Origin of the sequence: Sphingomonas elodea ATCC 31461 (genome assembly GCF_000226955.1) — a bacterium.
GTDB lineage: Bacteria > Pseudomonadota > Alphaproteobacteria > Sphingomonadales > Sphingomonadaceae > Sphingomonas > Sphingomonas elodea.
This window is the reverse complement of the sequence record NZ_AGFU01000070.1, coordinates 21,100-44,807: the sequence shown is the minus strand read 5'-3', so window position 1 is coordinate 44,807 and position 23,708 is coordinate 21,100. Positions and strand designations below refer to the sequence as shown.

Genomic DNA, 23,708 nt, shown 5'->3' with positions numbered 1-23,708 from the left:
CCCGCCTGCACCTCGATGCGCTTCCGCGACGCTACACGCTGGCGGAAGGCGGGTCGCTGGAGGCCGAATGGCCGCTCGACGAGACGGGTCGCTACGATCTGTGGCTGCTCGGGCCCAATGGGTTCCACCGGCATTTTGCCGGCCGCGGCACGGCGCATGCGGGCAGGGTCCGGTGGGAACAGCAGCAGCGGCGCGGGCTCCCCTCGCTGATCCTGGATGCTCCAGCCGGCCTCGATCTTGGGTGGCCGCGCCATCCCGCCCTCGCGGCTGCGTTCCCGCAAACGCGCAACAGAATGCACATCCCGCTGAACAAATCCGGCGGCTGGTACGACCTCGTCCTAACCGATCCAGATGACCCCGGTTTCCATCGACGTCTCGCTGGTCGGATAGAAAATGGCCAGGACGGCTGGTCGGAGCCGACTTTGATCAATGTTGAGGTTTCCCAAATCGATTAGACTCGTTAGTGTCAGCGCTGACAGAACAAGTTTGACGGGGGACGACGCAATTGAAGTCAGTGGGCCTGGTCGAACTAGCGAAGATCGCGGGTGTATCGGTTTCCACCGCGTCCCGCGCGCTATCCAACCATCCGCGTGTCGCCCGCGGTACGCGAGAGCGTATTGTCGCGCTCGCTCAGGAACATGGCTTCCGCCTCAACCAGACGGCGAGCGCGCTGCGCAAGCAACGGACCGGCGCGATCGGCGTGGTCGTGCCGCTCGGGCATGAAGTCGACCAGGCACTTTCCGATCCGTTCTTCATGGGACTGGTCGGCGGACTTGCCGATGCGCTGAGTCGCCGCGGGTACGACCTGTTCCTCTCCCGCGTGCTGCCGCAGGGGCCGGGATGGCTGGAGGATATCATCGCCTCCGGCCGGGTCGACGGCATCATCCTGATCGGCCAGTCGGACCAGATCGACGTGATCGAACAGGTTGCCGAGGATTACGAACGGATGGTCGTCTGGGGCGCGGCGCGGCTTGGCTCGCACCAGGTCACCGTCGGCACCGATAACGTGACCGGCGGAGAACTCGCCGCCCGCCACCTGATCGCACGCGGGTGCAAGCGGCTGGCATTTCTCGGCAACCCCGAGGTGCCGGAATTCGCCGATCGCTACCGCGGCTTCCACGCCGCGATCGCCGAGGCGCAGGGCGTGGCCGACATGGTGGTGCCGATCCACCTCACCGTGGAAAATGCCTATCAGGAGATGCGCGACTTCCTCGACGCCAATCCGGCGCCGGACGGCGTGCTCGCCGCATCGGACGTGATCGCGATGAGCGCCATCCGCGCCTTCGCCGATCGCGGCCTGCGCGTACCGGCGGATGTGGCGGTGGTCGGCTATGACGATATCCTGCTGGCCGGCTACACCTCGCCGGCACTCACCACGATCCGGCAGGACGTGGTGCACGGCGCGGACCTGCTGGTCGAACTGCTGCTCGCCCGCATTGCGGGGCAGACGGTGGGCTCGGTGGCCATGCTGCCGGAGCTGATCGTCCGCGACTCCGCCTGATCCCCGGTCACAGGGCGGAAGCGACACTCAGCCGTCCTGCGGCAGGAACAGCTGGTGCAGAGAGGCGAGCAGCATGCGGGCATCGAACGGCTTGTCGATCACGGCCACCGCCCCCAGCCCGATCGGCAGGTGATCGCGCCCGTAGCCGCTGACGAACAGGAAGGGCATGCCGCGCGCGACCAGCGCTGCCGCCACGTCGTCGACGCGCGCGCCTTGCAGGTTGCCGTCGAGCAGTACCGCGTCCGCGGGCATGCCTGCGATCGCGGCCATTGCCTCCTCCGCCGTCGCGGCGAGGCCCGCCACCACCATGCCGGCATCGCCCAGGATGGTCGCCAGTTCGAGCGCGACCAGCGGCTCGTCCTCCACGATCAAAACGCGCTTGCCGGCCAGCACGGTCCCGCCCCCGGCGGGCATTGCCGGCACCGGCTTGCGCGCAGACCGCTGGTCACCGCGCAACCGAACCGCGCTCGCATAGGGAATGGACAGCTTCCATGAGACGCCCCCCTCGCCATAGCCCGGCACCGCGCTGCCGCCCTCGGCCTTCAGGCTGCGTTCGATCAACGCCGTACCAAAGCCGCGACGCGTCGGCGGCGCCACCGCGGGCCCGCCATTTTCCTGCCAGTCGAGCTCCAGCATCCCGCCGCGCACGCCCCATTTCAGGCTCACCCGGCCCTCCGGGACCGACAGCGCACCATATTTATGGGCGTTGGTGGCGAGTTCGTGCAGCACCAGCGCCAGGTGCAGCGCCGGCTCGGGCGCGAGGTCGATCGCCGGACCGCCGGTCTCGAACCGCAGGGGGTCGATCGTGCCGATCTGGAGCTGTCCCTCCACCAGTTCGTGCAGGCTCGCCCCCTGCCAGGTGGTGCTGCTGAGCAGCGAATGGGCGCGCGCCAGGGCGTGGATGCGGCCGATAAAGGTCGGCGCGAAGTCCGACGGGCCGGAGGAATGGCGCAAGGTCTGCGTGGCGATCGCCTGCACGGAGGCGAGCGTGTTCTTCACCCGATGGTTCAACTCGCCGATCAGCAGCCGCTGGGTCTGCTCGGCACGTATCCGGTCGGTGACGTTGAGGATCTGCGTGTTGACCGAGAGCAGTACCCCGTCCGCGCCCAGCAGGGCCGAGCCATAGACTTCGCAGTCGAGCGTCACGCCCACCGCCGTGCGCAACCGCAGCGGCCGCATATCGCGCACCTGCGCACCGCCGATCATGCCGCAGATCATCGTATCGAACTGCCCGGCGTGCTCGGCATCGAGCCATTCCAGCTCGGACGGCCTGAGGCCCGAGACCTCTACCGCGCGCCAGCCGAACATCCGCTCGGCGCCCGCGGACCAGGCGATGATCCGCTGCTCGGCGTCGAACTCCACGATCGCAAGCGGCGAATTGTCGCGATGCGCCTTAAGCCGGGCGAGCGCCGCGGCATGGCGGTCGCGCTGATGGGCGATTTCCTGCCGCTGGCGGGCCAGCTCGACGAAGATCTCCACCTTGTTTCGAACGATCTGCGGATCGACGGGCTTGAGCAGATAATCGACCGCGCCGGTTTCATAGCCGCGGAAGCGGCGGCGCTCATCGGTGGCGACGGCGGTCAGGAAGATGATCGGCACGCGCCGGGTGCGTTCGGTGCCGCGCATCAGCTCGGCCAGTTCGAACCCGTCCATGCCCGGCATCTGCACGTCGAGCAGCGCCAGCGCCACGTCGTGCACCAGCAGCAGTTCCAGCGCCTCCATGCCGGAGGCGGCGGTGAGCAGCTCCAGCCCCTCCTGCGCGAGCAGCGCTTCCAGCGCGATCAGGTTTTCGGGCACGTCGTCGACGGCAAGGACCTTCACCGGATCACCCATCGGCCAGCGCCTTCAGGTCGATCGTGTTCCGCCGATAGATCCGCTCGTCGATATCGAAATCGGCAAAGGCTTCCGAGTAGCGGGAGAAGCGCAGCGTCTCCCGAGAGCCGAGCCCCAGGAACCCCCCGCGCACCAGCGATTCCCCGAACAGCCCGAGCGCGCGATCCTGCAGCCCGCGATCGAAATAGATCAGCACGTTGCGGCTGGAGACCAGTTGCGCCTCGGCGAATACCTGATCGGTGGCGAGGCTGTGCTCGGCGAACACGGCGCGCGCGCGCAGGCTCTTGTCGAACACCGCGCCGCCATAGGCTGCGGTGTAATAGTCGGAGAGCGAGCTGCGCCCGCCCGACTGGCGATGATTCTCGGTGAACTGCGGAATCCGTTCCAGATCGAAGATGCCGGCCTCGGCCTTGGCGAGCGCTGCGGGGCTGATGTCGGTGCAGTAGAAGATCGTGCGGTCCTCCAGCCCCTCCTCCCGGAAGAGGATGGCGAGCGAGTAGAATTCTTCCCCATTGGCGCAGCCGGCGATCCACACCTTGAGCGAAGGCCAGGTGCGCAAGTGTGGCACCACCTTTTCGCGCAACGCCCGGAAATAGGCCGGATCGCGGAACATCTCGCTCACCTGGATGGTGAGGAAGCCCATCAGCTCGGTAAACACCGCCGGCTCGCGGAGCAGCCGGTGCTGGAGCTGCGACAGCCCGTCGCACGCGAACCGGTGGCACGCCCGCTCCATCCGCCTGTGCAGCGAACTGCGCGAATAGCCTCGGAAATCATACTGATAGTGCCGCCAGATCGCCTCGAGCAGCAGGTCCAGCTCGATCTCCTCATGGGGCGCAAACACGTCCTCGATCACCGCGGCATCCAGACCCGCACGAGGCTGAGCAGCTTGTCGATGTCGAGCGGCTTGGCGAGATAATCATTCGCGCCGGCGTCCAGGCACTCCTGCTGATCGCGCGCCATCGCCTTGGCGGTGAGCATCAGGATCGGCAGCGTCTTGCCCCAGGGCTGCTTGCGGATCTCGCGTGTGGCGGTGAGACCGTCCATCTCCGGCATCATCACGTCCATCAGCACCAGATCGACCGCGTCGGTAAGCTTGCGCGCGGATTCCTCCAGCGCGTGCAGCGCCTCGCGACCATTGCGCGCGATACGAACCTTGACCCCATGCGGCTCGAAAATGCTCGTGAGTGCATAAACGTTCCGGATGTCGTCCTCGACCACCAGGATCGAGCGGCCTTCCAGCGCCGCATCGCGGCCCAGCGCCTTGGCGATCAGTGCCTGTTGCGGCTCGGGCAGTTCCGAGACGACCTGGTGGAGGAACAGCGTCACCTCGTCGAGCAGCCGCTCGGGCGACTTGGCGCCCTTGACGATGATCGACTTGGAATATTTGCGCAGGCGCAGTTCCTCGTCCTGGCTGAGGTCGCGGCCGGTATAGACGATCACCGGCGGGAAGCCGACGCTCTCGTCCTCGCTCAGCCGGTCGAGCAGATCGAGCCCGGAGGCATCCGGCAGGTTGAGGTCGAGCACCATGCAGTCGAATGTCTCGCGGCCGAGCAGGTCGAAGGTCTGCGCGGCGGAATGTGCCTCCACCGTCTCCACGTCCCGCGAGGCGAGCAGTTCCTTGACGCTTTCGGCCTGCTGGGCGTCGTCCTCCACCACCAGCACGCGGCGCATCCGCTGCGACATGCGGGCCTCCAGCCCTTCCAGCATGTCGACCAGCTGCTCGCGCTTCACCGGCTTGAACAGATAGCCGACCGCCCCGCTCGACAGCGCCGCCTGGCTGTCGTCATCCACCGAGACGACGTGCACCGGGATGTGCCGGGTGCGGACGTCGCGCTTGATCCGGTCGAGCACCGACAGGCCGGTATGGTCGGGCAGGTTCATGTCGAGGATCACCGCGTTCGGCACATATTGCCGCGCGAGCAGCGCGCCTTCGTCTGCGGTGCCGGCGATCAGGCACTGGAAGCCCTGGTCATGCGCGATGTCGCACAGGATGCGCGCGAAGACGGGATCGTCCTCGACGATCAGGATCACGCGGGAATCACCCGACAGCGTCTCGCGATCGTCCTCGCACGGTTCGGCACTCCGGCGGCGGCCGGGCTTGGGGTTGGACGGCTGCGGCTTGGCGGGCGCCGGGCTCGGCAGCGGTGCGGGCGCCTGGACGAGGGCCGGATCATAGGCCTCGGGCAGCACCAGCGAGAAGGCGCTGCCCTCGCCCGGCGTGCTTTCCACCACCACTTCGCCGCCGAGCAGGCGCGCCAGCTCGCGCGAGATCGACAGGCCAAGGCCGGTGCCGCCATATTTGCGGCTGACGGTGCCGTCCGCCTGGCGGAAGGCCTCGAAAATCACCTGCTGCTGCTCGGCCGGGATGCCGACGCCGGTATCGCGCACGGTGAACGCCACCCGCCCGTCCGGCCGCCGCGAAACCCCGAGCGACACCTCGCCCCTGGCGGTGAACTTGATCGCGTTCGACAGGAAGTTCTTGAGCACCTGCTCCAGCCGCTGGGGATCCGTCTCGATCTCGCCGGGCGCGCCGCTGGCCTGCTCGGTGCGGAACGCCAGCCCCTTGGCGGTCGCGGAGGCGGCGAACACCGCCTTCAGCTTGTCGAGCACCGAAAGGATGCGCACGCGGCGCGGCTGCAGCTCCAGCTTGCCCGCCTCGATCTTCGAGATGTCGAGAATGTCGTTGATCAGCGTGAGCAGGTCGTTGCCCGAGGTCTCGATCGTCTCCGCATGGCGGACCTGATCGGCGGTGAGGTTGCCGGCGCGATTCTCCGCCAGCAACCGCGCCATGATCAGCAGCGAGTTGAGCGGCGTACGCAGCTCATGGCTCATGTTCGCGAGGAATTCGGACTTGTAGCGGCTGGCCTGCTCCAGATCGGCGGCCTGATGCTCCAGCGCGGTCTGGGCACGGGCGAGTTCGTCTCGCTGAATCTCCAGCGCGCGGGTCTGCGCCTCCAGCTCGGCGTTGCTCTGTTCGAGTGCGGTCTGCTGCGCCTCCAGCCGCGCGGCGGTATCCTGCAGCTGGCGGCTCTGGGTTTCCAGCTCGTCATTGTTGGCGCGCAGTTCCTCGCTCTGGACCTGCAGCTCCTCGGCCTGCTTCTGCGTCTCCTCCAGCAGCTCGCGCAGCCGCGCCCGGTACTTGCCCGACCGGATCGACACGCCCAGCTGCCCGCCGATCCGCTCCAGCAGTGCCTGCACCTGCGGGTCGACCGCGTGCCCGAAGCCCAGCTCCACCACGCCGTTCACCTCGCCGTCCGCATCGGTGATGCCGATCAGCAGCGCCTTCGGCTGCGCCTGCCCCAGGCCCGAGCCGTAATAGAGATACCCCTCCGGCACCTGCTCCAGCACGAACTGGCGGCGATCGGCGATCGCCTGGCCCAGCAGTCCCTCGCCAGGCTTCACCCATTCGGGCAGCGGCGCGTCGCCCGGCACCGCATAGGTACCGCGCCGACGAAAGCCGTGGCCGCTGGGATCGCGGACGAAAATGGCGCCCGCCTGCGCACCGGTATAGTCGGCGAGAAAGCGCAGCGCCGCCGTCGCCAGCTCCTCCAGCGGCAGTTCGCCGGCCACCGCCTTGGCCAGCCCCACCTGCCCCGATTGCAGCCACTCCTCCTGCCGGATCGCCAGCCGGTTGCGGATGAAGGCGAAGCCGATGCCCGCCAGGATCCAGATGATCACCGTGCCGAGGATGCGGTTGATCAGCACGACCGAGGGGTCGACGCCCGGCGGCGCCAGCGTGAAGCCGGCGAAGTTGAGCAGCGTCGCGATCGCCGCGACGATCAGCGGCACCACCGGCCGCCCGGCGACATAGGCGATCACGGTCGGCAGCAGATATCCCGCCCAGGTCGCGGTGCCGAGCGGCAGCACCGTGTCGGCGCCGAACGGCAGCACCAGCATCGCGGCCAGGCCGGCATAGAGGGGCAAAGAAGGCTTACGACTGCGCTGGCTGGGGGACATAGCAAACTCAAGGGGATAGGCAGGCTTGCGATTACCCGTCTTTACCATCCCCCCGCAACCCCGTCCGCAGGGGCAACCCGCATCGGCGGGAACCGTGCCGATCGGCATCCGCGGGGACCGCGCCGATCGGCATCGTCGCCATCGGCGCAGTCCGGGCAGCCGTCAGAGCCCCAGCACCGCCCGATCCGCCGTCGCCGCGGCCAGGTCCGCGCGCGCGACGAGCGCCTGGTAGCGCGCATCCAGCGCCCGCAGGCGTGCGTCGGTGGCGCTTTCCTCACGCTGGTTGATCAGGAAGAAGTCGCTGGCGCCCATGTCGAAGCGGCGCTGCTCGGCAACCGCCATCTTGCCCGCCAGGTCCGCCTCCTGCGCGGCGAGATCGGCGACCCTGTCGGCACCCTCGATGCCGATCGCGATGCCCTTCACTTCGATGGCGATCTGCTCCTCCAGCATCCGCTGGCGCGTGCGCAGGCCGTCGATCTCCGCTCGCGCCTCCGCGATGCGTCCCTTGGCCGAGCGACGCTCCAGCGGCACCGAGAATTTCACGCCGACCATCGCCTCCGCCGGCGTGCGAGAGGGGCCACCGGGGCCGATGGCGCCCAGGTCCTTGCCCAGCTCCGCCCGCGCGTCGAGCCGCGGCTTCAGGTCGTTCTCGGCCAAGTTCAGGCGCGTCAGCGACTGGTCGATGCGGACCAGCACCGTCTTCAGGTCCGGCCGCAGGATCGGTCCGGCCTTGCGCGGCGCGATCGCCAGCTCCGGCAGCGTCTCCGGCAACTGCTCGACCACGGGCACCAGCGGCACGCCGTTCGCATCGCGCCAGAAAAAGGACAGCGCGTTCGATGCCTCCGCCAGCTTCTGCTCGGCCTGCGCCACCATCGACCGGCGGCGGGCAAGATTCTGGTCGTTCTCGGTGATCAGGATCTGCGGGCGCGCGCCCAGCTGCACCTGCCGCGCCAGCTGCGAGCGGCGCCGCTCGGAAAGTGCCAACAAATCGCGATAGGCCTTGAGGCGCAGTCCAGCGACCGCCCAGGCCTGATAGGCGCTCATCGCCCGGCGCTGGACGCCGATCGCCACCATCTCGCGTTCCAGCCGGGCAATGTCGACATCCTGGTCGGCAAGGCGCAGCTTGGTGCGGCGTTCGTCGGTCACCCGGTCGCGCAGCAGCGAGAAGACCGCACCGACTTTGAACTCGCCCAGCTGGTTCGTGTAGGCCTTGTCCTCATAGACCGGGAACTTGCCGCGAGAGACGCGGTAGCCCGCATAGAGGCCACCGCCGTTGTTATCGAGCGCCCGGCTGGCCTTCGCCTCGACGACGGAGCCGTCATAATAGCCGAAGGGCCGCGTCTGCGCATCGACGTCGAACACGATGTCGAACGCGCCTTCCGCGCTCAGCGCCTTGCCCTCCGCCTGGCGCTGCTTAGCCAGCGCCTCGATGATCTGGGGGGCATTCTGCGCCGACGAGCGCAGCACCTGATCGAGGGTGAGCGGGCCCTGCGCGGCGGCGGGCACCGCGAAGGCCAGGGCACAGAAGGCGAGCAGTTGCCGGATCATTTCTTTTTCTTCTTGTAGACGTCCATGCCCTTGTCGTCGCCCTTTGTGTCGCCCTTGCCCGACACCGCGCCGAACTCGAGCGGGAAGTCGTTGAGCTGACGCCAGAGCTCGTAGCCGACCGGCACCGTCTCGCCCTGCACCCAGCCGCGCACCTTGGCGCCGAGGCGCACGAAGCGGTCGTTGGGCCAGGTCGGGGTGCCCGGCATCGGCTCGATCAGTACGCGGAAGAGGCCGTCGGGCATGGCGGAGGTGTCGATCGAGCGGACGCGCCCGTCGAACAGGCCCCATGCCATGGAGGGCCAGCCGCTCAGCTGGATCGCGGGCCAACCCTCGAACTCCAGCCGCACCTGGCGACCGGGGCGGACCAACGCGATGTCGCGCCCGTCGACCATCAGTTCGACGACGCGCTCGGTGCCGCCCTCCGGCGCCAGCGTCGCCAGCTCGGTCCCCGCGCTGACCAGCGTGGCGCCGGCAGCGGCGTTGAGCGTCTGGATCCGACCGTCGCGCGGCGCGCGGACGATCTGCACCGACTGGCGATTGAGCGAAACTTCGATCCGGTTGAGCTTCGCCCGCGAGTCCGCGAGCTTCGCGCCCTGGTCAGCGACGCGGATCTGCGCCTGTTCATAGTCGCGGCGTGCCGCCAGGCCTTCATTGAACAGCGTCCGCGCCCGGTTGACGTCGATCGACGCGGTTGCCCGGGCGCTCTCCACCGCTGCGATCTCGGCGAGCACCTGATCGCGTTCGGCGGCGAGGCGGGCGAGCAGCTCGGGATCATTGTCCGAAATCTTGGCGATCGGATCGCCCTTCTTCACCGCCTGCCCGTCGGTGACGAACCAGCGCTCGACGCGGCCCGGCACCAGCGCCGTGACCGACTGCACCCGGTCCTGCGGATCGAGCGCGACGATCTGGCCCCGCCCTGGCGCCGTCTGCACCCAGGGGACATAGACCATCGCCACGGCGGTGACTGCCACCGTGATCACGATCATCCAGGCGATGGCGCGCGCGATACGCGGCGGGCGCATCCCGACAAGCGTTGGGAAGTGGCCGATATGGTCGGGCTTAAAGGGCATTGCGGGCCTCCAGATCGGCAAGCGCGGTGCGGAGCTGGTCCAGGGTGTCGAAGCGGGCCTGGCTGGTCTTGCCGAGCCACAGATAGCCGTCGCGACGGATCGCCTCCGGGCGGCCGGTGAACAGCAGCACCGTGGTCCCCGCCTCGCGGAGCGCATCCAGCGCTGCGGCCAGCCGCTCGGGCGGCATCAGGTCGTAGAGCGGCCCGAGCAGCAGCACCTTTGGCCGGGCGAGCAGCGCATTGGCAAGCTTCAGCGCCATCAACTCGCCGATCGACAGCGGATAGCCCGAAGCGGCGAGCGGCGTATCCAGCCCGTCCGGCAGCTGGCCGATGCGCGCATCGAGCCCGACCCGCGCGAGCGTATCGAGTACCTTGCCCGCCGGAATGCCGGCGCCGGCCAGCGCCAGATAGCCGCGGATGCTGATCTCGACGATCGTCGGCCGATCGAGCACGATCACGTCGGAACGGAGACGATAGACGTCCAGCGCTTCCAGATCGACGCCGCCCACCATCACCAGCCCGCTGTCGGGCTGGGTGTTTCGCTTGAGCAGCATGGCCAGGCGGTTGTCCATCGTCGGCGCACCCACCGCGACCAGCTGGGTGCCGGCCGGAATCGTCAGGTCGATGCGGGCGTCGCCGGCCTTGACCTCGCGCAGCCGCACCTCGCCATTGCCCGGCGCTTCGCTGCTGCGGTTATGCGTCTCGTGCGGGATCGCATAGAGCAGCGAGACTTCCTCGGCCGCTGCGACCATGTCGTAAAAGGCGTCGAGATAGGTACCCAGCTGGCCCAGCCCGTAGAACACGCCCGACAGGATCAGTTCGGCAGCGACCAGCTGGCCGATCGAAAGCTGGCCCTGCAGGATCAGCCAGCCGCCCATCGCCAGCAGAGCGGCGCTGGCGGTCGCGTAGAGCAGCAAATAGGCGCACGTCTGGGTGAAGCTGTAACGGAAGTAACGGCGATGCGCGGAGACATAGGCCGCCGTCATCGATTCCGATCCGTCCATCGCGAAGTCGAGATGGCGGCTGGACTTGTAGAAGCCGTTGGAGGTGCCCAGCCCCTCCAGCCAGCGCGCGGCATCATGCTTGGCATGGCTGAGCGCCACCGCCGAACGGATCGCGCCGGGCGACCAGAGCTGCCAGATCAGCCAGACCAGCGCGATCAGCACGACGTTGAAGGCGAGGAAGAACGGGTGATAGAAGCTCGTCACCACCAGCCCGACCACCGACTGGAGCAGGATGGTGAAGCCGCCGATGACCAGGCTCGGCACGCTCTTCTGAACCGTCATCAGGTCGAAATAGCGGTTGAACAGGTCGACGCGGCGGGCGTCGGCGAAGAACGGGTTGCGGGCATGGACGGCGCGGATGGTGATCTCCGCCACGGTACGCGCGAAAATCCGCCGCTCGAACAGCGCCATGACGTAAACGCGCAGTGCGCTCAGGATCACGACGATCATCAACAGCGTGAACATCAGCGCCGACAGGGTGATCAGCGGCGCCGGCAGCGCGATCTTCGCCACGCTGTTGATCAGCAGCTGCACCGAGATCGGTGTCGCCAGCGAGAGCAGGCTGATTGCGATGCCATAGACCATCGCCAGCCGTAGATAGCCGCCATCGGGTCCTATCACTTCGCTCAGCCAGCCGCGCACCTGCGCCCAGCCGATCTTCTGTTTCGCCATTGCTACCTAAACTCCCTTCACGATCGATGAAGTGCGTGCAGCGCACCATAAGAACAATGGCGCACTGACTATATCATCGATAGGAAATTCCTATATCCTCAACACACGCGACCAGTTCCTGCGCCAGCCGCTGGTAGGTTGCAGCCCGTGCCACACCGCTGCGCCACAGCAAACCCAGTTCACGATAATGACGCCCGGCCCGGAACGGGCGCGAGACGACATCGTCGCCCGGCCGGATCTCTTGCCGCACATAGAGTTCGGGCAGCACCGCGAGCCCCATGCCCATCCCCGCCATCTGGCGGATCGCATCGAGGCTGGTGCCCTCATAATCGTCGCGCACCCGCGCACCCGCCTCCTCGGCGATGGCGATCGTCTGTTCGGCGAGACGGTAGCCGCGCTGGAGGGTGAGCAGGTCCTGCCCCGCCAGGTCTTCGCGGCCGATCGTATCGCGCGCGGTGAGCGGATGATCCGCGGCCATGGCCAGGTGGAGCGGCTCGCGGAACAGCCGCTCGACATGGGCACCCGGCGCCTGCAGCGGCAGTTGCACGAGAATGACGTCATGCTGTCCGTCGGCCAGCGCCTCCACCAGCTGCGCCGGCGGGTTCTCGCGCACATGCACGCGCAGTTCGTGGAACTGCTGGTGCAGCCGGGCTACCAGCCGGGGCAGCAGATAGGCGCCCACGGTGGGCGTCACGCCCAATCGGATGGTGCCGAGCAGCGCCGTGTCGCCCGCGCCGACAAGTTCGCCCAGATCGCGCACCTCCAGCAGGATGCGCCGCGCGCGTTCCGCCACCTCGCGGCCAAGCGGAGTCAGGAACGCGCGGGCACCGCGCTCCACCAGCGGCGTGCCCAGTGCCTCCTCCAGCTGGCGGATCGCCTGCGAGAGCGAAGGCTGGCTGACACCGGACACCGCGGCGGCGCGCGTGAAGCTCGCCTCAGCGCCCAGCGCCACCAGGTACCGCAGCTGGCGCAGACTCACCTGCTGCTCGAAACCGGGGGTCGTCTTCAGATCCATATCGTTTCATACTGAAGCACAACTGTTACGGCTTCGCCTACGAACTTCTAAATAGTGTTTCTCCCGTAGCGGCGAGGACGGCGTACGCGGTGCTGCGGGGCACCAGCAGGTGCCGCAGCATCTCCACATCATTGGTGATCGTCACCGGGTCCTCGCGCAGCGCCGCTTCGAGCGCGGAACGCAGCCAGGCGCTGGTGCCCGGGTGCGCGAGCACCCAGGCGATCCGGTGCTCGATCGCGGCGATCTCCACCTCCGGCTCCGGCGAGGCCCGCAGCGGCAGGTCGATCCCGATCCTCATGCGACGCCGCCCTGCGCCTCGAACGGACGCCAGTTGAGGCCGCCAACATACCGCGATGCGATCCGGCCTTGCTCATCCATGGCAAGGAGGTGCAGCCAGTGATTGTCGAACAGCGCCCGAACCCCGTCATGGCGGGCGAGGATCTCGTCAATCGCGTCCGTCGGCGCCTCGACGACGACGGTCAGCCGCAACGGATCATGAACCAGTCGCTCGCCGTCATGCACCGATTGCCAGGGCAGACCGCCGCGCAGCATGCCGCCATTGCCTTCGAGCACGCCGATCCCACCCACCGCATTATGGAGCAGCTTGTTGCCGGCGCCGAATATCCCCGGCGCGACGCTGGAGCCGTAATATTGCAGGCTGATCCAGCTCGCGACCACCACCGGCGCGGTGAGGATCAGTTCCAGCACCGAGCGATCGGTATCGGCCCGCCAGTCGTAATCGTGGAGGAACGCCCTGCCCCCCAGCACGCGACCGGCGGTGCGAGCGCGGGGTGCGGCTATGAAGGCGCTGCATCCGGCCAACCCCCATTCCGGGCGCACTTCCGCCCAGTCGCGGCCCCTCGCTTCGATCTGCTTCGCCCCGTCGGCCCGCGGAAGCCGCGCCGCCCGGGCGATCGCCGCCTCGACCGACGCCCGGGCCAGCGCCTGCTCCACCTGCGCGAGAAGCGGTGCCGGCACCGCGGCATCGCTGGTGAACAGGTGGATGCGATCGCTGGTGGTATCGTGCAGACCAGCGATCGCGACCGTCTCGGCAGGGATCTCGATGCCCCGCGCAACCAGCCCCTTGCGAACGACCGCGTCGTTGAGCAGCCCGGCAAGCAGCCGCGCGTTGACGTCTCCGGCATGACCGCCGCACGCGCCGCACTGGAGTGCGCTGGCATGCAGGTTGTTGGTCACCCCCGCGCCATGGCCTACCACGATCAGCAGCGGCGCAAAGTCGCTGGTCAGCGACATGGCGCGCAGAATCCGTTCGGCGGCATCCAGCGCATCAGCCTGGGGCAGCGGCGGGTGGAAGCGCGGCATGCCCTTGGCAGCCTTGGTGTCGGTGATCCCCAGCGTCCCCTTGAGCAGCTTGGCGGCATAGACGAACCCGGCCGACTCAACGAAGGCGAAGGAGGAGACCGCCGCCTGCTTGAAGCGCCCCCACGCCCGGTCGCCGCGCGCATTGGCGTGATCGAGCGCTTCCAGGTGCGGATCGCCGCCATCGTCGCTGGTCAGGCCCGGGCGCAGCAGCACCGGCAGCCGTGCCTCGCCTTCGCACGCGCCGTGCGGCCGATGCGCGGTGCCGACGCCAAAGAAGCCGGCAAAGCCCTTGGTACGGATGCCCGGCGCCACCCGCTCGATCGCGACGCGGATCGGCTCCGAGCGCACGTCGATGCAAAAGGCCATCTGTGCGATCGGCGCGACCTCGGCCGTCGCCGCTGCCGGCGCGTTCAGCCGATCGGCCAACCGCCGCTGCTCGGCGATTTCGGCAGCATGCTGCAGGATGGCATCGATGCACGCGTCCTGGTCCGGGCGCGCGGGTGCCTCATAATCGCGTGCCGCGCGTTCCCAGCGGGTGCGTAGCGCGGCGCCGCCCAGTTCCCAAAGCGCCGCTTCCCACAGCAGCCGCACCGCGAGCAGTTGGACCAGCGTGTCGTCGGCACCGCTCGCCAGTTCGGCCTGCCAGCGGCGATAGCGGGCGAACTGCGCCCAGCCGCCCATGCTCATCAGCAGCCGCTCGAAATAGCGCGCAGCCGCCTCGGCCCGCAGCCCCAGCCGCGCGGCGCTGACCGCGATGGCGTCGCTGGCGGTCTCTGGTGCATTGGCGACGAAGGCGCGGAAACCGGTCAGGCCGAAGATCTCCGGCGTGCGATCGAGCGCCGCCTGCTCGCGCCAGCCAGCAAAGGCACCCGCCGCGCGCGGCGCTGCCCAGAGGGCCTGGCCGACGTCGAAATAGCTGCCGGCCCAGCCGCCGATCTGGTCGGCGATCACCGAGGGCCAATCGACGCCGCCGGGGGTTGCAGCGATCTCGGCCAGGGTCGGGTGGGCGACGGGATCGGCCGCTGCCTGCCCGATCGTCATCAGGAAGGTCTCGAACCGGGCGGGCCGCTCGGCGGCGGGGGTCGCGGACCAGGCGGCGTGCAGGTCGCTTTCGTAGATCGCGCTTTCGGCGATCCGGTCCCGGTACCAGCTGCGCGGCATCGTCGCCTTGGCGCCCCCGCTCCGCGCCAGCCAGGCCGATGCCTGGGCGAGGCTGCGGCCGGTATGGCCGAGGAACGGGTTCACCGCGACGCTGGTCGCCAGCGGCCAGAGCGGCGGGATACCGCGCGCGGCCTGCTCGGCGGCCTCGAGGAGCAGCCCGACATAGCTGGGCTGCGGCGCATAGGATTGCGGGTCGGCACTGCGATACATGGGATCAAGCCTTTCCGAGAACCCGGCCGCCGATCACCCGATCGAGCAGCGCGTTGACATAGAAACCGTGGACGAGATGGATGCGCAGACGCTGCGCTGCGGGATGGTCGCACCAGAGCGGCAACATCGCCTGCGCAACCGCGATGCCGCCAAAGGCGAGCAGCGCGACACCCAGCAGCACCCACTGGAACGGGCCGGGTGCGGGCACTGCCGGCAGCGTGCTGGCGGTCAGCCACTCCGCCGCATGGTGCAGCAGGAAATAGGCGGCGGTTGCCAGGATCGCGAAGCCGAGCGTGCGCTGGAGCAGCGGTCGCGGCGCAGCCGGGCTCATGCCCTGCACGATCAAATAGGCGACGCCGAACACCAGGATTGCGCCAAGCGCCACCGCCTGGGGCGGCTTGGTCCAGGCCCCGAACCCGATCGCGAGCGCGCCGTAGAGGATCGCCGCGCCCAGCATCGCCAGGGCAACGGCCATGCCGTCCGGCTTGGCGACCGGCCCCAGCCGTCGCGCGGCCGCGATCCGCTCCACTGCGCCGCCCGAGGAGAGGAAGGCATGCGCCTTGTAGAGCGAGTGGGCGACGATGTGCAGCAGCGCCAGGTAGAACAGCCCGAGGCCGCACTGCATGATCATGAAGCCCATCTGCGCGACCGTCGACCAGGCAAGCTGGGTCTTGATCGCCGGTTGGGTGGGCAGCACGAGGCTGCCGAACAGCGCGGTGAAGCCGCCAAGCACCGCCAGCAGCGCCAGCGCCGCGGGCGACGCCAGCATCACGTCCGCCAGCCGGATCAGCAGAAAACCGCCGGCATTGATCACGCCCGCATGGAGGAGCGCGGAAACCGGGGTCGGCGCCTCCATCACCTCGGTCAGCCAACCGTGCAGCGGGAATTGGGCGCACTTGAGCATGGCGGCGAGCGCGATGCCCCAGGCGGCCAGCGCCATCGCATCCGGCGCGGTGCCCGCGCGCGCGGCGGCCAGCAACTGGGCGATGTCGGTCGTGCCGGTAGCACGCCACAGCAGCACAGACGCGCCGATCAGGAGCAGATCGGCGAGGCCGGTGCTCAGCGCCTTCTTGCGGGCAGCACGGCGCGCCGCGGCACGGTCGGCGTAGAAGAGCAGCAGCCGGCCCAGGCCCTGCCCGGTCGCGATCCAGGCGAACACCAGCTGCGGCAGCGTACCGGCGCTCACCAGCAGCATCACGCTCGCCAACGTCACCGCCAGCCAGGCCATGAAGCTGCCCTGCCGCGCCTCGCCGTCGAGATAGGTAGCGGCGAAGCGCACCACCACCCAGCCGACGAAGCTGACCAGCACGAGCATGGTGACGCTGACCACGTCCAGTCGCGTCGCGACCAGCGCCTCGGCACCCGTCAGGCCCAGCGTACGCGGGCCTGCCAGCGCCACCCAAGCTGCAAGCGCCACCGCCGCGACCAGCGCGACCAGCGCCGCCGCGTTCACGATCCGCAGCGTCCAGACGGGCCGGAACTGCCGCCCGCCTCCCGCCGCGATCGCCGCCGCGGCGAGGACCGCCGGCCCGGCATTCGCCAACCACCACATGCTCACACCCGACCTCCTTCTCGTCTTGGGCAGAGCGTTAGGGCTGCGGAACGATCCGATAAAATTCATTGTTTAGCGTTATTCGTTCTCTTAAAAAGAACGAATGCGCGACCTCAACTACAACCACCTCCGCTATTTCTGGGCCGTGGCCCATGACGGAAACCTCACCCGCACGGCAGAGCGGATGGCAGTCTCGCAATCGGCGCTGTCCACCCAGATCCGCAAGCTGGAGGAGCGGCTGGGCCACGCCCTGTTCGAGCGCGAAGGGCGCCGGCTGGTGCTCACCGAAGCGGGTCGGATCGCGCTCGACCATGCCGATTCGATTTTCGCGACCGGCGACGAACTGCTCGATGTGCTTCGCGAGACCGGGCGCGCCCGGCAGGCGGTGCGAATCGGCGCGCTGGCGACCCTGTCGCGCAACTTCCAGATCGGCTTCGTGCAGCCCCTTCTTCATCGCACCGATGTGGAGCTCGTGCTGCGATCGGGCAGCGCGGCGGAGTTGATGCAGGCGCTGGCCAGCCTCCAGCTGGACGTGGTGCTGGCCAACCGGCCGCCGGCACGCGACGCGATCACGCCCTATCTCGCGCACAAGATCGCCGAACAGCGCGTCAGCCTGATTGGCCGGCCGGATATCGTGGGAGACACCAGCCTGGTCGCGCTGCTCGCCACCCAGCCGCTCGTGCTGCCGACTCTGGAGAGCAGCGTGCGCGCCGCCTTCGACGCGCTGGCCGCCACTCTGGGCGTCCGCCCCCAGATTGCCGCGGAAGTGGACGACATGGCGATGATGCGTCTGCTCGCCCGCGACGGAGTGGGCCTGGCCGTGCTGCCCCCGATCGTGGTGCGCGACGAACTGGCGACCGGCTCCCTCGCCGAACTGGCGCAGCTGCCGCAGGTGCGGGAGAGTTTCTACGCGGTGACGCTGGATCGGCGCTTCCCCAATCCGCTCGTCGGGGAGTTGCTGCGCGATGCCGCGGCAAGAAATGACTAGCAATCCCCTTCGCTTGACGGAAAGAAAAGGGACGCGTTGGCGATTTTTTATCGTTTGTGCAGTATCGGCAGGTGAATGGAGATGCGGAAGATTTGCACCGGCTGCCGCGACGGTACCGATTTCGACATCCCGTTCGACATGGCCTTCCAGCCGATCGTCGATACGGCGACCGGAACGCCCTTTGCCTATGAGGCGCTGGTGCGCGGCGCCGACGGATCGGGCGCGTACGGCGTCCTGTCCCAAGTAACCGACCAGAATCGCTACGCCTTCGACCAGGCCTGTCGGGTCAAGGCGATCGAGAGTGCGATGGCCGCCGGACTGATGGCGACGGACGCGTGCCTTTCCATCAACTTCCTGCCAAACGCGGTCTATTCGCCGGTCGCCTGCATCCAGCTGACGCTCCAGACCGCCCGCAAGGCCGCGCTGCCGCTCGATCGGCTGATCTTCGAATTCACCGAGAACGAGCAGATGGCATCGCCCGACCATGTCGCGACGATCATCGAATCGTACAAGCAGATCGGCTTCAAGGTCGCGATCGACGATTTCGGCGCCGGCCATTCGGGGCTGGATCGCTTCGCCCGCTTCGCACCCGACGAAGTGAAGCTCGACATGGAACTGGTCCGCGGCATCGAATCCGACCGTCGTCGCCAGGCCATCGTGCGCGCGATGGTGGGGCTGTGCACCGAGCTGAACACGCTGCTGATCGCCGAGGGAATCGAGACGGCGGCGGAGGCCGCGACGCTCCGCCGGCTGGGCGTGCGCTATCATCAGGGCTATTGGTATGCCCGCCCGGCGCTCGGCATGCTGCCGGCCATCGCCCCCGAGACGCTCGCGGTCTGACCCGACTAGTCCTTCGCCGACTTGGGCGATACAGGACCCTTGAGCCCGCCCTGGGCGACACAGCATCGCAGGCACCATCCATGACCGTCCTCATCCAGGAAGCCGATCTGATCGAGAGCGTCGCCGACGCGCTCCAGTACATCTCCTATTACCACCCGATGGATTATATCCGCGCGCTAGGCGACGCCTATGAGGCCGAACAGTCCCCCGCCGCCAAGGACGCCATCGCGCAGATCCTCACCAACAGCCGGATGTGCGCCGAAGGGCACCGCCCGATCTGCCAGGACACCGGCATCGTCACCGTCTTCATCAAATGGGGCCAGAAATGCGTGCTGAACAGCGAGCGCTCGCTGCAGGACGTGGTCGATGAAGGCGTCCGCCGCGCCTATCTCCACCCGGAGAACCGCCTGCGCGCCTCGATCCTGCGCGATCCCGCCTTTTCCCGCGTCAACACCAAGGACAATACCCCTTGCGTGCTCAACGTCGAAATGGTCCCCGGCGACCATGTCCATGTCGAGCTGGCGGCCAAGGGCGGCGGCTCCGAGAACAAGTCGAAGTTCGCGATGCTCAACCCGAGCGATTCGATCGTCGACTGGGTGCTCGAGATGGTCCCGAAAATGGGTGCCGGCTGGTGCCCGCCGGGCATGCTCGGCATCGGCATCGGCGGCACCGCCGAAAAGGCCGTGACGCTGGCCAAGCAGTCACTGATGGGGGACATCGACATGGCCCAGCTCAAGCTGCGGGGCCCCCAGAACGATATCGAGCGGCTCCGCATCGAGATTTTCGACAAGGTCAACGCACTCGGCATCGGCGCGCAGGGCCTGGGCGGCCTGGCGACGATCCTCGACGTGAAGATCCTCGACTATCCGACGCATGCCGCGTCGAAGCCGATCGCAATGATCCCGAACTGCGCCGCCACCCGCCACGCGCATTTCAGCCTCGACGGCAGCGGCCCGGTCTATCTCGACCCGCCGAGCCTCGACGAATGGCCGAAGGTGGAATGGACGCCGTCGAAGGAATCGATCCGCGTCGATCTCGACACGCTGACCCCCGAGGTAGTGGCAAGCTGGAAGCCGGGCGACCGCCTGCTGCTCAACGGCAAGATGCTCACCGGCCGCGACGCCGCGCACAAGCGCATCCAGGACATGCTGTCGCGCGGCGAGGCGCTGCCGGTCGATTTCAAGGGCCGGGTGATCTATTATGTCGGCCCGGTCGATCCGGTGCGCGACGAGGTGGTCGGCCCCGCCGGCCCCACCACCGCGACGCGGATGGACAAGTTCACCGAGATGATGCTCGCCCAGACGGGACTGATCGCGATGGTCGGCAAGGCGGAGCGCGGTCCGGTCGCGATCGAGGCGATCCGCAACCACAAGGCCGCCTATCTGATGGCGGTGGGCGGCGCGGCCTATCTCGTCGCCCGCGCGATCAAGGGCGCGCGCGTCGTCGGCTTCGAAGATCTCGGCATGGAAGCGATCTACGAGTTCGACGTGAAGGACATGCCCGTCACCGTCGCCGTCGATGCCACCGGCGAGAGCGTCCACCACACCGGCCCGCTGGTGTGGCGCGAGAAGATCGCCAAGGAGCGGCTGCTCCAGCAGGCCTGAGGATATGGGCGCGCCAGCCGAAACACCGTCGCGCCGCTGGGCGCGCATCGTGCTGGCGAGCCTCTATCTGCTGGCGGGCGTGCTGCACCTGGCGGTGCCGCGCCCGTTCCTGCACATCACGCCCGCCTGGGTCCCCCACCCAGCGCTGGTGATCGCCGGCACCGGACTGTGCGAGATCGCCGGCGCCCTCGCCCTCTTGACGGTGCGACTGCGCCCGCTCGCGGGGGTGATGCTTGCGCTCTATGCGCTGTGCGTGTTCCCGGCCAATCTCCAGCACGCGGTGCAGGACCTTTCGACCGGCACCGGGCTTGGCTGGACCTATCATGCCCCGCGCCTGTTCGTGCAGCCCTTGCTCTGCTGGTGGGCGCTGTGGGCGGGCGGTGCCCGGCGCTAGCCGCCCAGCGCGTCCGCCAGATGGCAGTTCCTGCCGGGCATCAGCTTCTCGACGCGATCGACCTGAAGGATCGAGCCACCATCCTTCCCCTCCATATAGCGCCCGATCACCTTGCCATAGGCGGGCAGCCTGGTCTTGCGGACCATGTCCATCGCGCTTGCACCCGGCGCGGCGATCAGGCCGAGGCCTAGGTGAAACAGCGTCATGCCACCTTCCCTATCGCCCGGCCCACGCTGCGCAGCCGGTTCACGACGAACAGTTTGCCGCCGACGCTGTGGACGCTCAGTGGCCGAAGCGCCGCACCAGCCGGATGCCGACATTGTCGATGCCGGGGTTCTGCGCGGAGAACAGGCTGTGGTGGCTGTAATGCTCCCACGCCAGTTCCGCGCTCCATCGGGTACCCAGGCGCACGCCGATCGACGCATTGGGATTGAACAGCACCTTCGATCCGAACGACGTGCGTCGCTGATAGACGACGTAGCGACTCCGCGCCTCCATCGGCGAGATGCCGGGCGCGAACGGATCGGGGGTGAAGCGATACCCGTCGATCACCGTCAGCCCCATGCCCCCCTGCACATAGACCGCACCGCGCAGAAAATGCTGGCGCCACTCCGCCCCGGCGCTGGCGAAGCTGGTGCGGCCGTCGGTGTTGATCTGCAGCTTGCCGGTCAACCGGGGCTTGAGCAGGAAGCGCAGCGGCATGCTGCGATAGAGCAGCTGCACGTCGGTCGTGCCGTTCTCCTCCATGCCGTCATAGACCTGGCCGGGCGGAAGCTGCGGCAGGTTGAACACCAGCTTGCTGCCCAGCGGATGGAAATCCGCCCCGTGTCGCAGCACGCCCAGCGCGACTTCCGCGCGCTCGCGGGTCGGTTGCGGCACCGTCCCTGCCTCCTGCGCCATCGCCGGGATCGAGACGAGCGCCAGCGATGCGCCCAGCACGCCAAAGTTCCAGCCGATCATGTCGGATTTCCCCACGCAACGCGGCTATCCATCAGCCGCCGATACCGTGTAAGATGGCAAAATGTTTTCGTCAAACAGAAAGATTATGATGCAAAACGGCTATTGGTTGCCCCCACGCAAGGCGATGCTGTGCCGTGCGATCGGCCTGATCTTCCTGGTCGCCGCGGTGGTGATGGGAGTCGTCATCGTCGTCGCCGGCCTGTCGCCGGGCGCCTCGCCGGTCTGCGGCGGCGGCTTTGGCTGCGGATGGCGCAACCAGCCCTCGATCCTGCTGGACCAAGACGTCCGCGTACTGGTGCTTGCCACGCCCGAGCGCCTGCAGGCGTTCGAGGCCTATGTCTGGCGTCCGCAGGTACGGCTGGGCCTGGCCGCCATCGAGGCGATCAACCTGGGGCCGTTCGCCGTGGTGCTGATCGGCGTCGGTCTGGCGCTGCGGCGGCTCGGCGGCAAGGGCGAGACGGTGCTGGGCCAGGCGCTTCGCTGGCTGCGTCTCTCCTCGATCGCAGCCGTCGCCTGGGCGCTGACCAGCCCGATCTACGAAAGCCTTCTGGGAACGCTGCTTTCGCCCGGCACGCCCAATGGCGACAAGATCGAGATGGTCATCTATCTCGACAAGATCGGTGCAGGGCTGCTGCTCGCCGTCGCCGCCTATGCCGCGATCTGGGCGGTCGAGGCGGGCCTGGACGCACGCCGTGATCTGGACAGCTTCGTCTGATGCCGATCATCGTCAATCTCGATGTCATGCTCGCCCGGCGCAAGGTCCGCTCGAAGGAGCTGGCCGAGGCGATCGGAATCACCGAAAGCAACCTGTCGCTACTCAAGTCGGGCCGGGTGAAGGGGGTGCGCTTCGCAACCCTCGCCGCGATCTGCCGCTATCTCGACTGCACGCCCGGCGATCTGCTGGACTATGCCCCTTCCGACGACGATCTCCGTGCCGAGGATGGCCCGTGACGCGCCCGGCGCCTCACTCCGGCAGGATCCGGATGCGCCGCTTGCCCCAATAACTGAGGTCGACCGAGAAATGGACCGGAGCGCCCTTGCGGACCAGCACCATCTGGTCGCCGCGATCGCCCTCGCCGGTATAGCGGTAGGTCCAGCCCTGCCGCTTCAACACCTCGGCCACCTTCAGCGGAGCGGACTGGTCGCGGTCATGCCACAGGGTGAGCTGGCGGAAGCCGCCGCTCCCGTCGCTGCCGATGAGATCGATCGCCGCTTCATAGGGCCCCTCGCCGAGCAGCATCACGCCCGAGCGACGGCAGCGTAGATGGCTGCCCGTCATCTGGATGCAGTTGCCGAAGCCCGCGCCCGTGGCATCGGCGAGGCTGCCCTGCACGGGCAATCCGGCATAGCGGAGAGACGGCGGCGGCGGCGGGGTGTCGGGCGCTGCCTCGCATCCAGCCAGCAGGAACGCCAGCACCAGCCCGCACACAGGCGACGCCCCGCGCGACTTCCGGTCAATTGGCGCCATGCTCGTCCCCCCTCGCGATCACGCTAGGCGGTGCGCGGCTCCGGCGCAAACGCGCGCAGGAAGACGTCGACGATGTAATCGGTCTCTTCGTCGATTTCCGCCTCGCTGAACACATAGCCCAGCATCGCACGCTGCTGATAGCCCATGCACAGGCTGGTCAGCGCGAAAGCGGCGCGCAGCGGATCGGACTGGCGCAGCTGCCCCTTTTCCATGGCATCGCGCAGATAGTCCGCCAGGATCTCGCGGGTACGCTGGGGGCCACGACGGAAGAAGATCGCCCCCATTTCCGGCGATCGCTCCACCTCGGCATGGATCACCCGGTGCAGCTGAATCGCTTCCTTGGACATGATCTTGCACAACAGGCTGCGGACAAACGCGCAAAGCGTGGCCTGCAGATTGCCCGACGGCACGAGCAACTGCAGCACCTGGGCGCGATAGTCCCGCGTCGCCTCGTCGACACAGGCGTCGAACAGCTCTTCCTTCGACGCGAAATAACTCCACAGCGTACCCTTCGACCCGCCTAGCTCGGCCGCAATCGCGGACATCGATACGGCCGCATAGCCTTGTTCCATGAAGTGACGCTTGGCGATGGCGAGGATCGCAGCCCGA

Annotated in this window: 22 protein-coding genes; 8 read left to right on the top strand and 14 right to left on the bottom strand. The window is 68.0% G+C overall.

The annotated features are described in order from the left end of the window. On the top strand, positions 1–455 hold a 455-nt coding region (locus tag KK7_RS0116930), incomplete at its 5' end, for a phospholipase domain-containing protein (protein WP_010545834.1). Between the two features lie 59 nt (positions 456–514). Next, positions 515–1,501, top strand: a complete 987-nt coding sequence (locus tag KK7_RS0116925; protein WP_010545833.1) for a substrate-binding domain-containing protein — start codon at positions 515–517, stop codon at positions 1,499–1,501. 27 nt (positions 1,502–1,528) lie between these two features. Here KK7_RS0116925 and KK7_RS0116920 read toward each other — a convergent pair whose 3' ends face one another. The 10 genes from KK7_RS0116920 to KK7_RS0116875 all read right to left on the bottom strand — a co-directional run bounded on the left by KK7_RS0116920 (position 1,529) and on the right by KK7_RS0116875 (position 16,845). After that, positions 1,529–3,334, bottom strand: a complete 1,806-nt coding sequence (locus tag KK7_RS0116920) for a response regulator (RefSeq protein ID WP_010545832.1) — start codon at positions 3,332–3,334, stop codon at positions 1,529–1,531. Then, the gene (locus KK7_RS0116915; protein ID WP_029623386.1) at positions 3,327–4,199 is read right to left on the bottom strand and encodes a CheR family methyltransferase; all 873 of its coding nucleotides are present in this window, start codon (positions 4,197–4,199) and stop codon (positions 3,327–3,329) included. The genes KK7_RS0116920 and KK7_RS0116915 overlap by 8 nt, the downstream gene beginning before the upstream one ends. Further along, the gene (locus KK7_RS0116910; protein WP_029623385.1) at positions 4,184–7,291 is read right to left on the bottom strand and encodes a response regulator; all 3,108 of its coding nucleotides are present in this window, start codon (positions 7,289–7,291) and stop codon (positions 4,184–4,186) included. Before KK7_RS0116910 ends, KK7_RS0116915 begins: the two co-directional genes overlap by 16 nt. Before the next feature lie 162 nt (positions 7,292–7,453). After that, a complete protein-coding gene (locus KK7_RS0116905) occupies positions 7,454–8,839 on the bottom strand; it encodes a TolC family protein (RefSeq protein ID WP_010545829.1) in 1,386 nt (461 codons plus the stop codon). Beyond that, positions 8,836–9,909 (bottom strand): HlyD family secretion protein, encoded by a 1,074-nt coding sequence (locus KK7_RS0116900; protein ID WP_010545828.1) that lies wholly within the window; start codon positions 9,907–9,909, stop codon positions 8,836–8,838. Before KK7_RS0116900 ends, KK7_RS0116905 begins: the two co-directional genes overlap by 4 nt. Continuing rightward, the gene (locus tag KK7_RS0116895) at positions 9,899–11,584 is read right to left on the bottom strand and encodes an ATP-binding cassette domain-containing protein (RefSeq protein WP_010545827.1); all 1,686 of its coding nucleotides are present in this window, start codon (positions 11,582–11,584) and stop codon (positions 9,899–9,901) included. Before KK7_RS0116895 ends, KK7_RS0116900 begins: the two co-directional genes overlap by 11 nt. Positions 11,585–11,657: 73 nt before the next feature. Further along, positions 11,658–12,599 carry a hydrogen peroxide-inducible genes activator gene (locus tag KK7_RS0116890; RefSeq protein ID WP_010545826.1) on the bottom strand — a complete coding sequence of 314 codons (942 nt, stop codon included), beginning with the start codon at positions 12,597–12,599 and terminating at the stop codon, positions 11,658–11,660. Between the two features lie 37 nt (positions 12,600–12,636). Further along, entirely contained in the window at positions 12,637–12,897 is a 261-nt protein-coding gene (locus KK7_RS0116885; protein WP_010545825.1) for a hypothetical protein, read from the bottom strand. Further along, entirely contained in the window at positions 12,894–15,293 is a 2,400-nt protein-coding gene (locus KK7_RS0116880; RefSeq protein ID WP_010545824.1) for a YbcC family protein, read from the bottom strand. The genes KK7_RS0116885 and KK7_RS0116880 overlap by 4 nt, the downstream gene beginning before the upstream one ends. A gap of 4 nt (positions 15,294–15,297) precedes the next feature. Next, on the bottom strand, positions 15,298–16,845 hold the full coding sequence (locus KK7_RS0116875) for a proton-conducting transporter transmembrane domain-containing protein (RefSeq protein ID WP_010545823.1): 1,548 nt from the start codon (positions 16,843–16,845) through the stop codon (positions 15,298–15,300). Positions 16,846–16,948: 103 nt separating this feature from the next. On the opposite strand from KK7_RS0116875, the gene KK7_RS0116870 reads away from it, so the two are divergent. From KK7_RS0116870 to KK7_RS0116855, 4 genes are all read left to right on the top strand, one after another. Next, positions 16,949–17,833 (top strand): LysR family transcriptional regulator, encoded by an 885-nt coding sequence (locus KK7_RS0116870; RefSeq protein WP_010545822.1) that lies wholly within the window; start codon positions 16,949–16,951, stop codon positions 17,831–17,833. An 81-nt stretch (positions 17,834–17,914) separates the two neighbouring features. Beyond that, positions 17,915–18,673 carry an EAL domain-containing protein gene (locus tag KK7_RS0116865; protein WP_010545821.1) on the top strand — a complete coding sequence of 253 codons (759 nt, stop codon included), beginning with the start codon at positions 17,915–17,917 and terminating at the stop codon, positions 18,671–18,673. Between the two features lie 80 nt (positions 18,674–18,753). Further along, on the top strand, positions 18,754–20,277 hold the full coding sequence (locus KK7_RS0116860; protein ID WP_010545820.1) for a fumarate hydratase: 1,524 nt from the start codon (positions 18,754–18,756) through the stop codon (positions 20,275–20,277). Positions 20,278–20,281: 4 nt separating this feature from the next. Further along, complete coding sequence (locus tag KK7_RS0116855; RefSeq protein ID WP_010545819.1) at positions 20,282–20,671, top strand: DoxX family protein; 390 nt, start codon at positions 20,282–20,284, stop codon at positions 20,669–20,671. Here KK7_RS0116855 and KK7_RS0116850 read toward each other — a convergent pair. Further along, entirely contained in the window at positions 20,668–20,877 is a 210-nt protein-coding gene (locus KK7_RS0116850; protein WP_010545818.1) for a hypothetical protein, read from the bottom strand. The genes KK7_RS0116855 and KK7_RS0116850 overlap by 4 nt on opposite strands. A gap of 76 nt (positions 20,878–20,953) precedes the next feature. Beyond that, complete coding sequence (locus KK7_RS0116845) at positions 20,954–21,631, bottom strand: acyloxyacyl hydrolase (protein WP_010545817.1); 678 nt, start codon at positions 21,629–21,631, stop codon at positions 20,954–20,956. A 124-nt stretch (positions 21,632–21,755) separates the two neighbouring features. On the opposite strand from KK7_RS0116845, the gene KK7_RS0116840 reads away from it, so the two are divergent. Both KK7_RS0116840 and KK7_RS0116835 read left to right on the top strand, forming a co-directional pair. Further along, complete coding sequence (locus KK7_RS0116840) at positions 21,756–22,346, top strand: hypothetical protein (RefSeq protein ID WP_237709244.1); 591 nt, start codon at positions 21,756–21,758, stop codon at positions 22,344–22,346. Then, the gene (locus KK7_RS0116835; RefSeq protein WP_010545815.1) at positions 22,346–22,582 is read left to right on the top strand and encodes a helix-turn-helix domain-containing protein; all 237 of its coding nucleotides are present in this window, start codon (positions 22,346–22,348) and stop codon (positions 22,580–22,582) included. The genes KK7_RS0116840 and KK7_RS0116835 overlap by 1 nt, the downstream gene beginning before the upstream one ends. A gap of 13 nt (positions 22,583–22,595) precedes the next feature. On the opposite strand, the gene KK7_RS0116830 is transcribed toward KK7_RS0116835, so the two are convergent. Beyond that, positions 22,596–23,099 (bottom strand): hypothetical protein, encoded by a 504-nt coding sequence (locus KK7_RS0116830; RefSeq protein WP_100207624.1) that lies wholly within the window; start codon positions 23,097–23,099, stop codon positions 22,596–22,598. 23 nt (positions 23,100–23,122) lie between these two features. Then, positions 23,123–23,671: a TetR/AcrR family transcriptional regulator gene (locus tag KK7_RS0116825; protein ID WP_010545813.1), complete on the bottom strand. Its 549-nt coding sequence runs from the start codon at positions 23,669–23,671 to the stop codon at positions 23,123–23,125. Between the last annotated feature and the right edge of the window lie 37 nt (positions 23,672–23,708).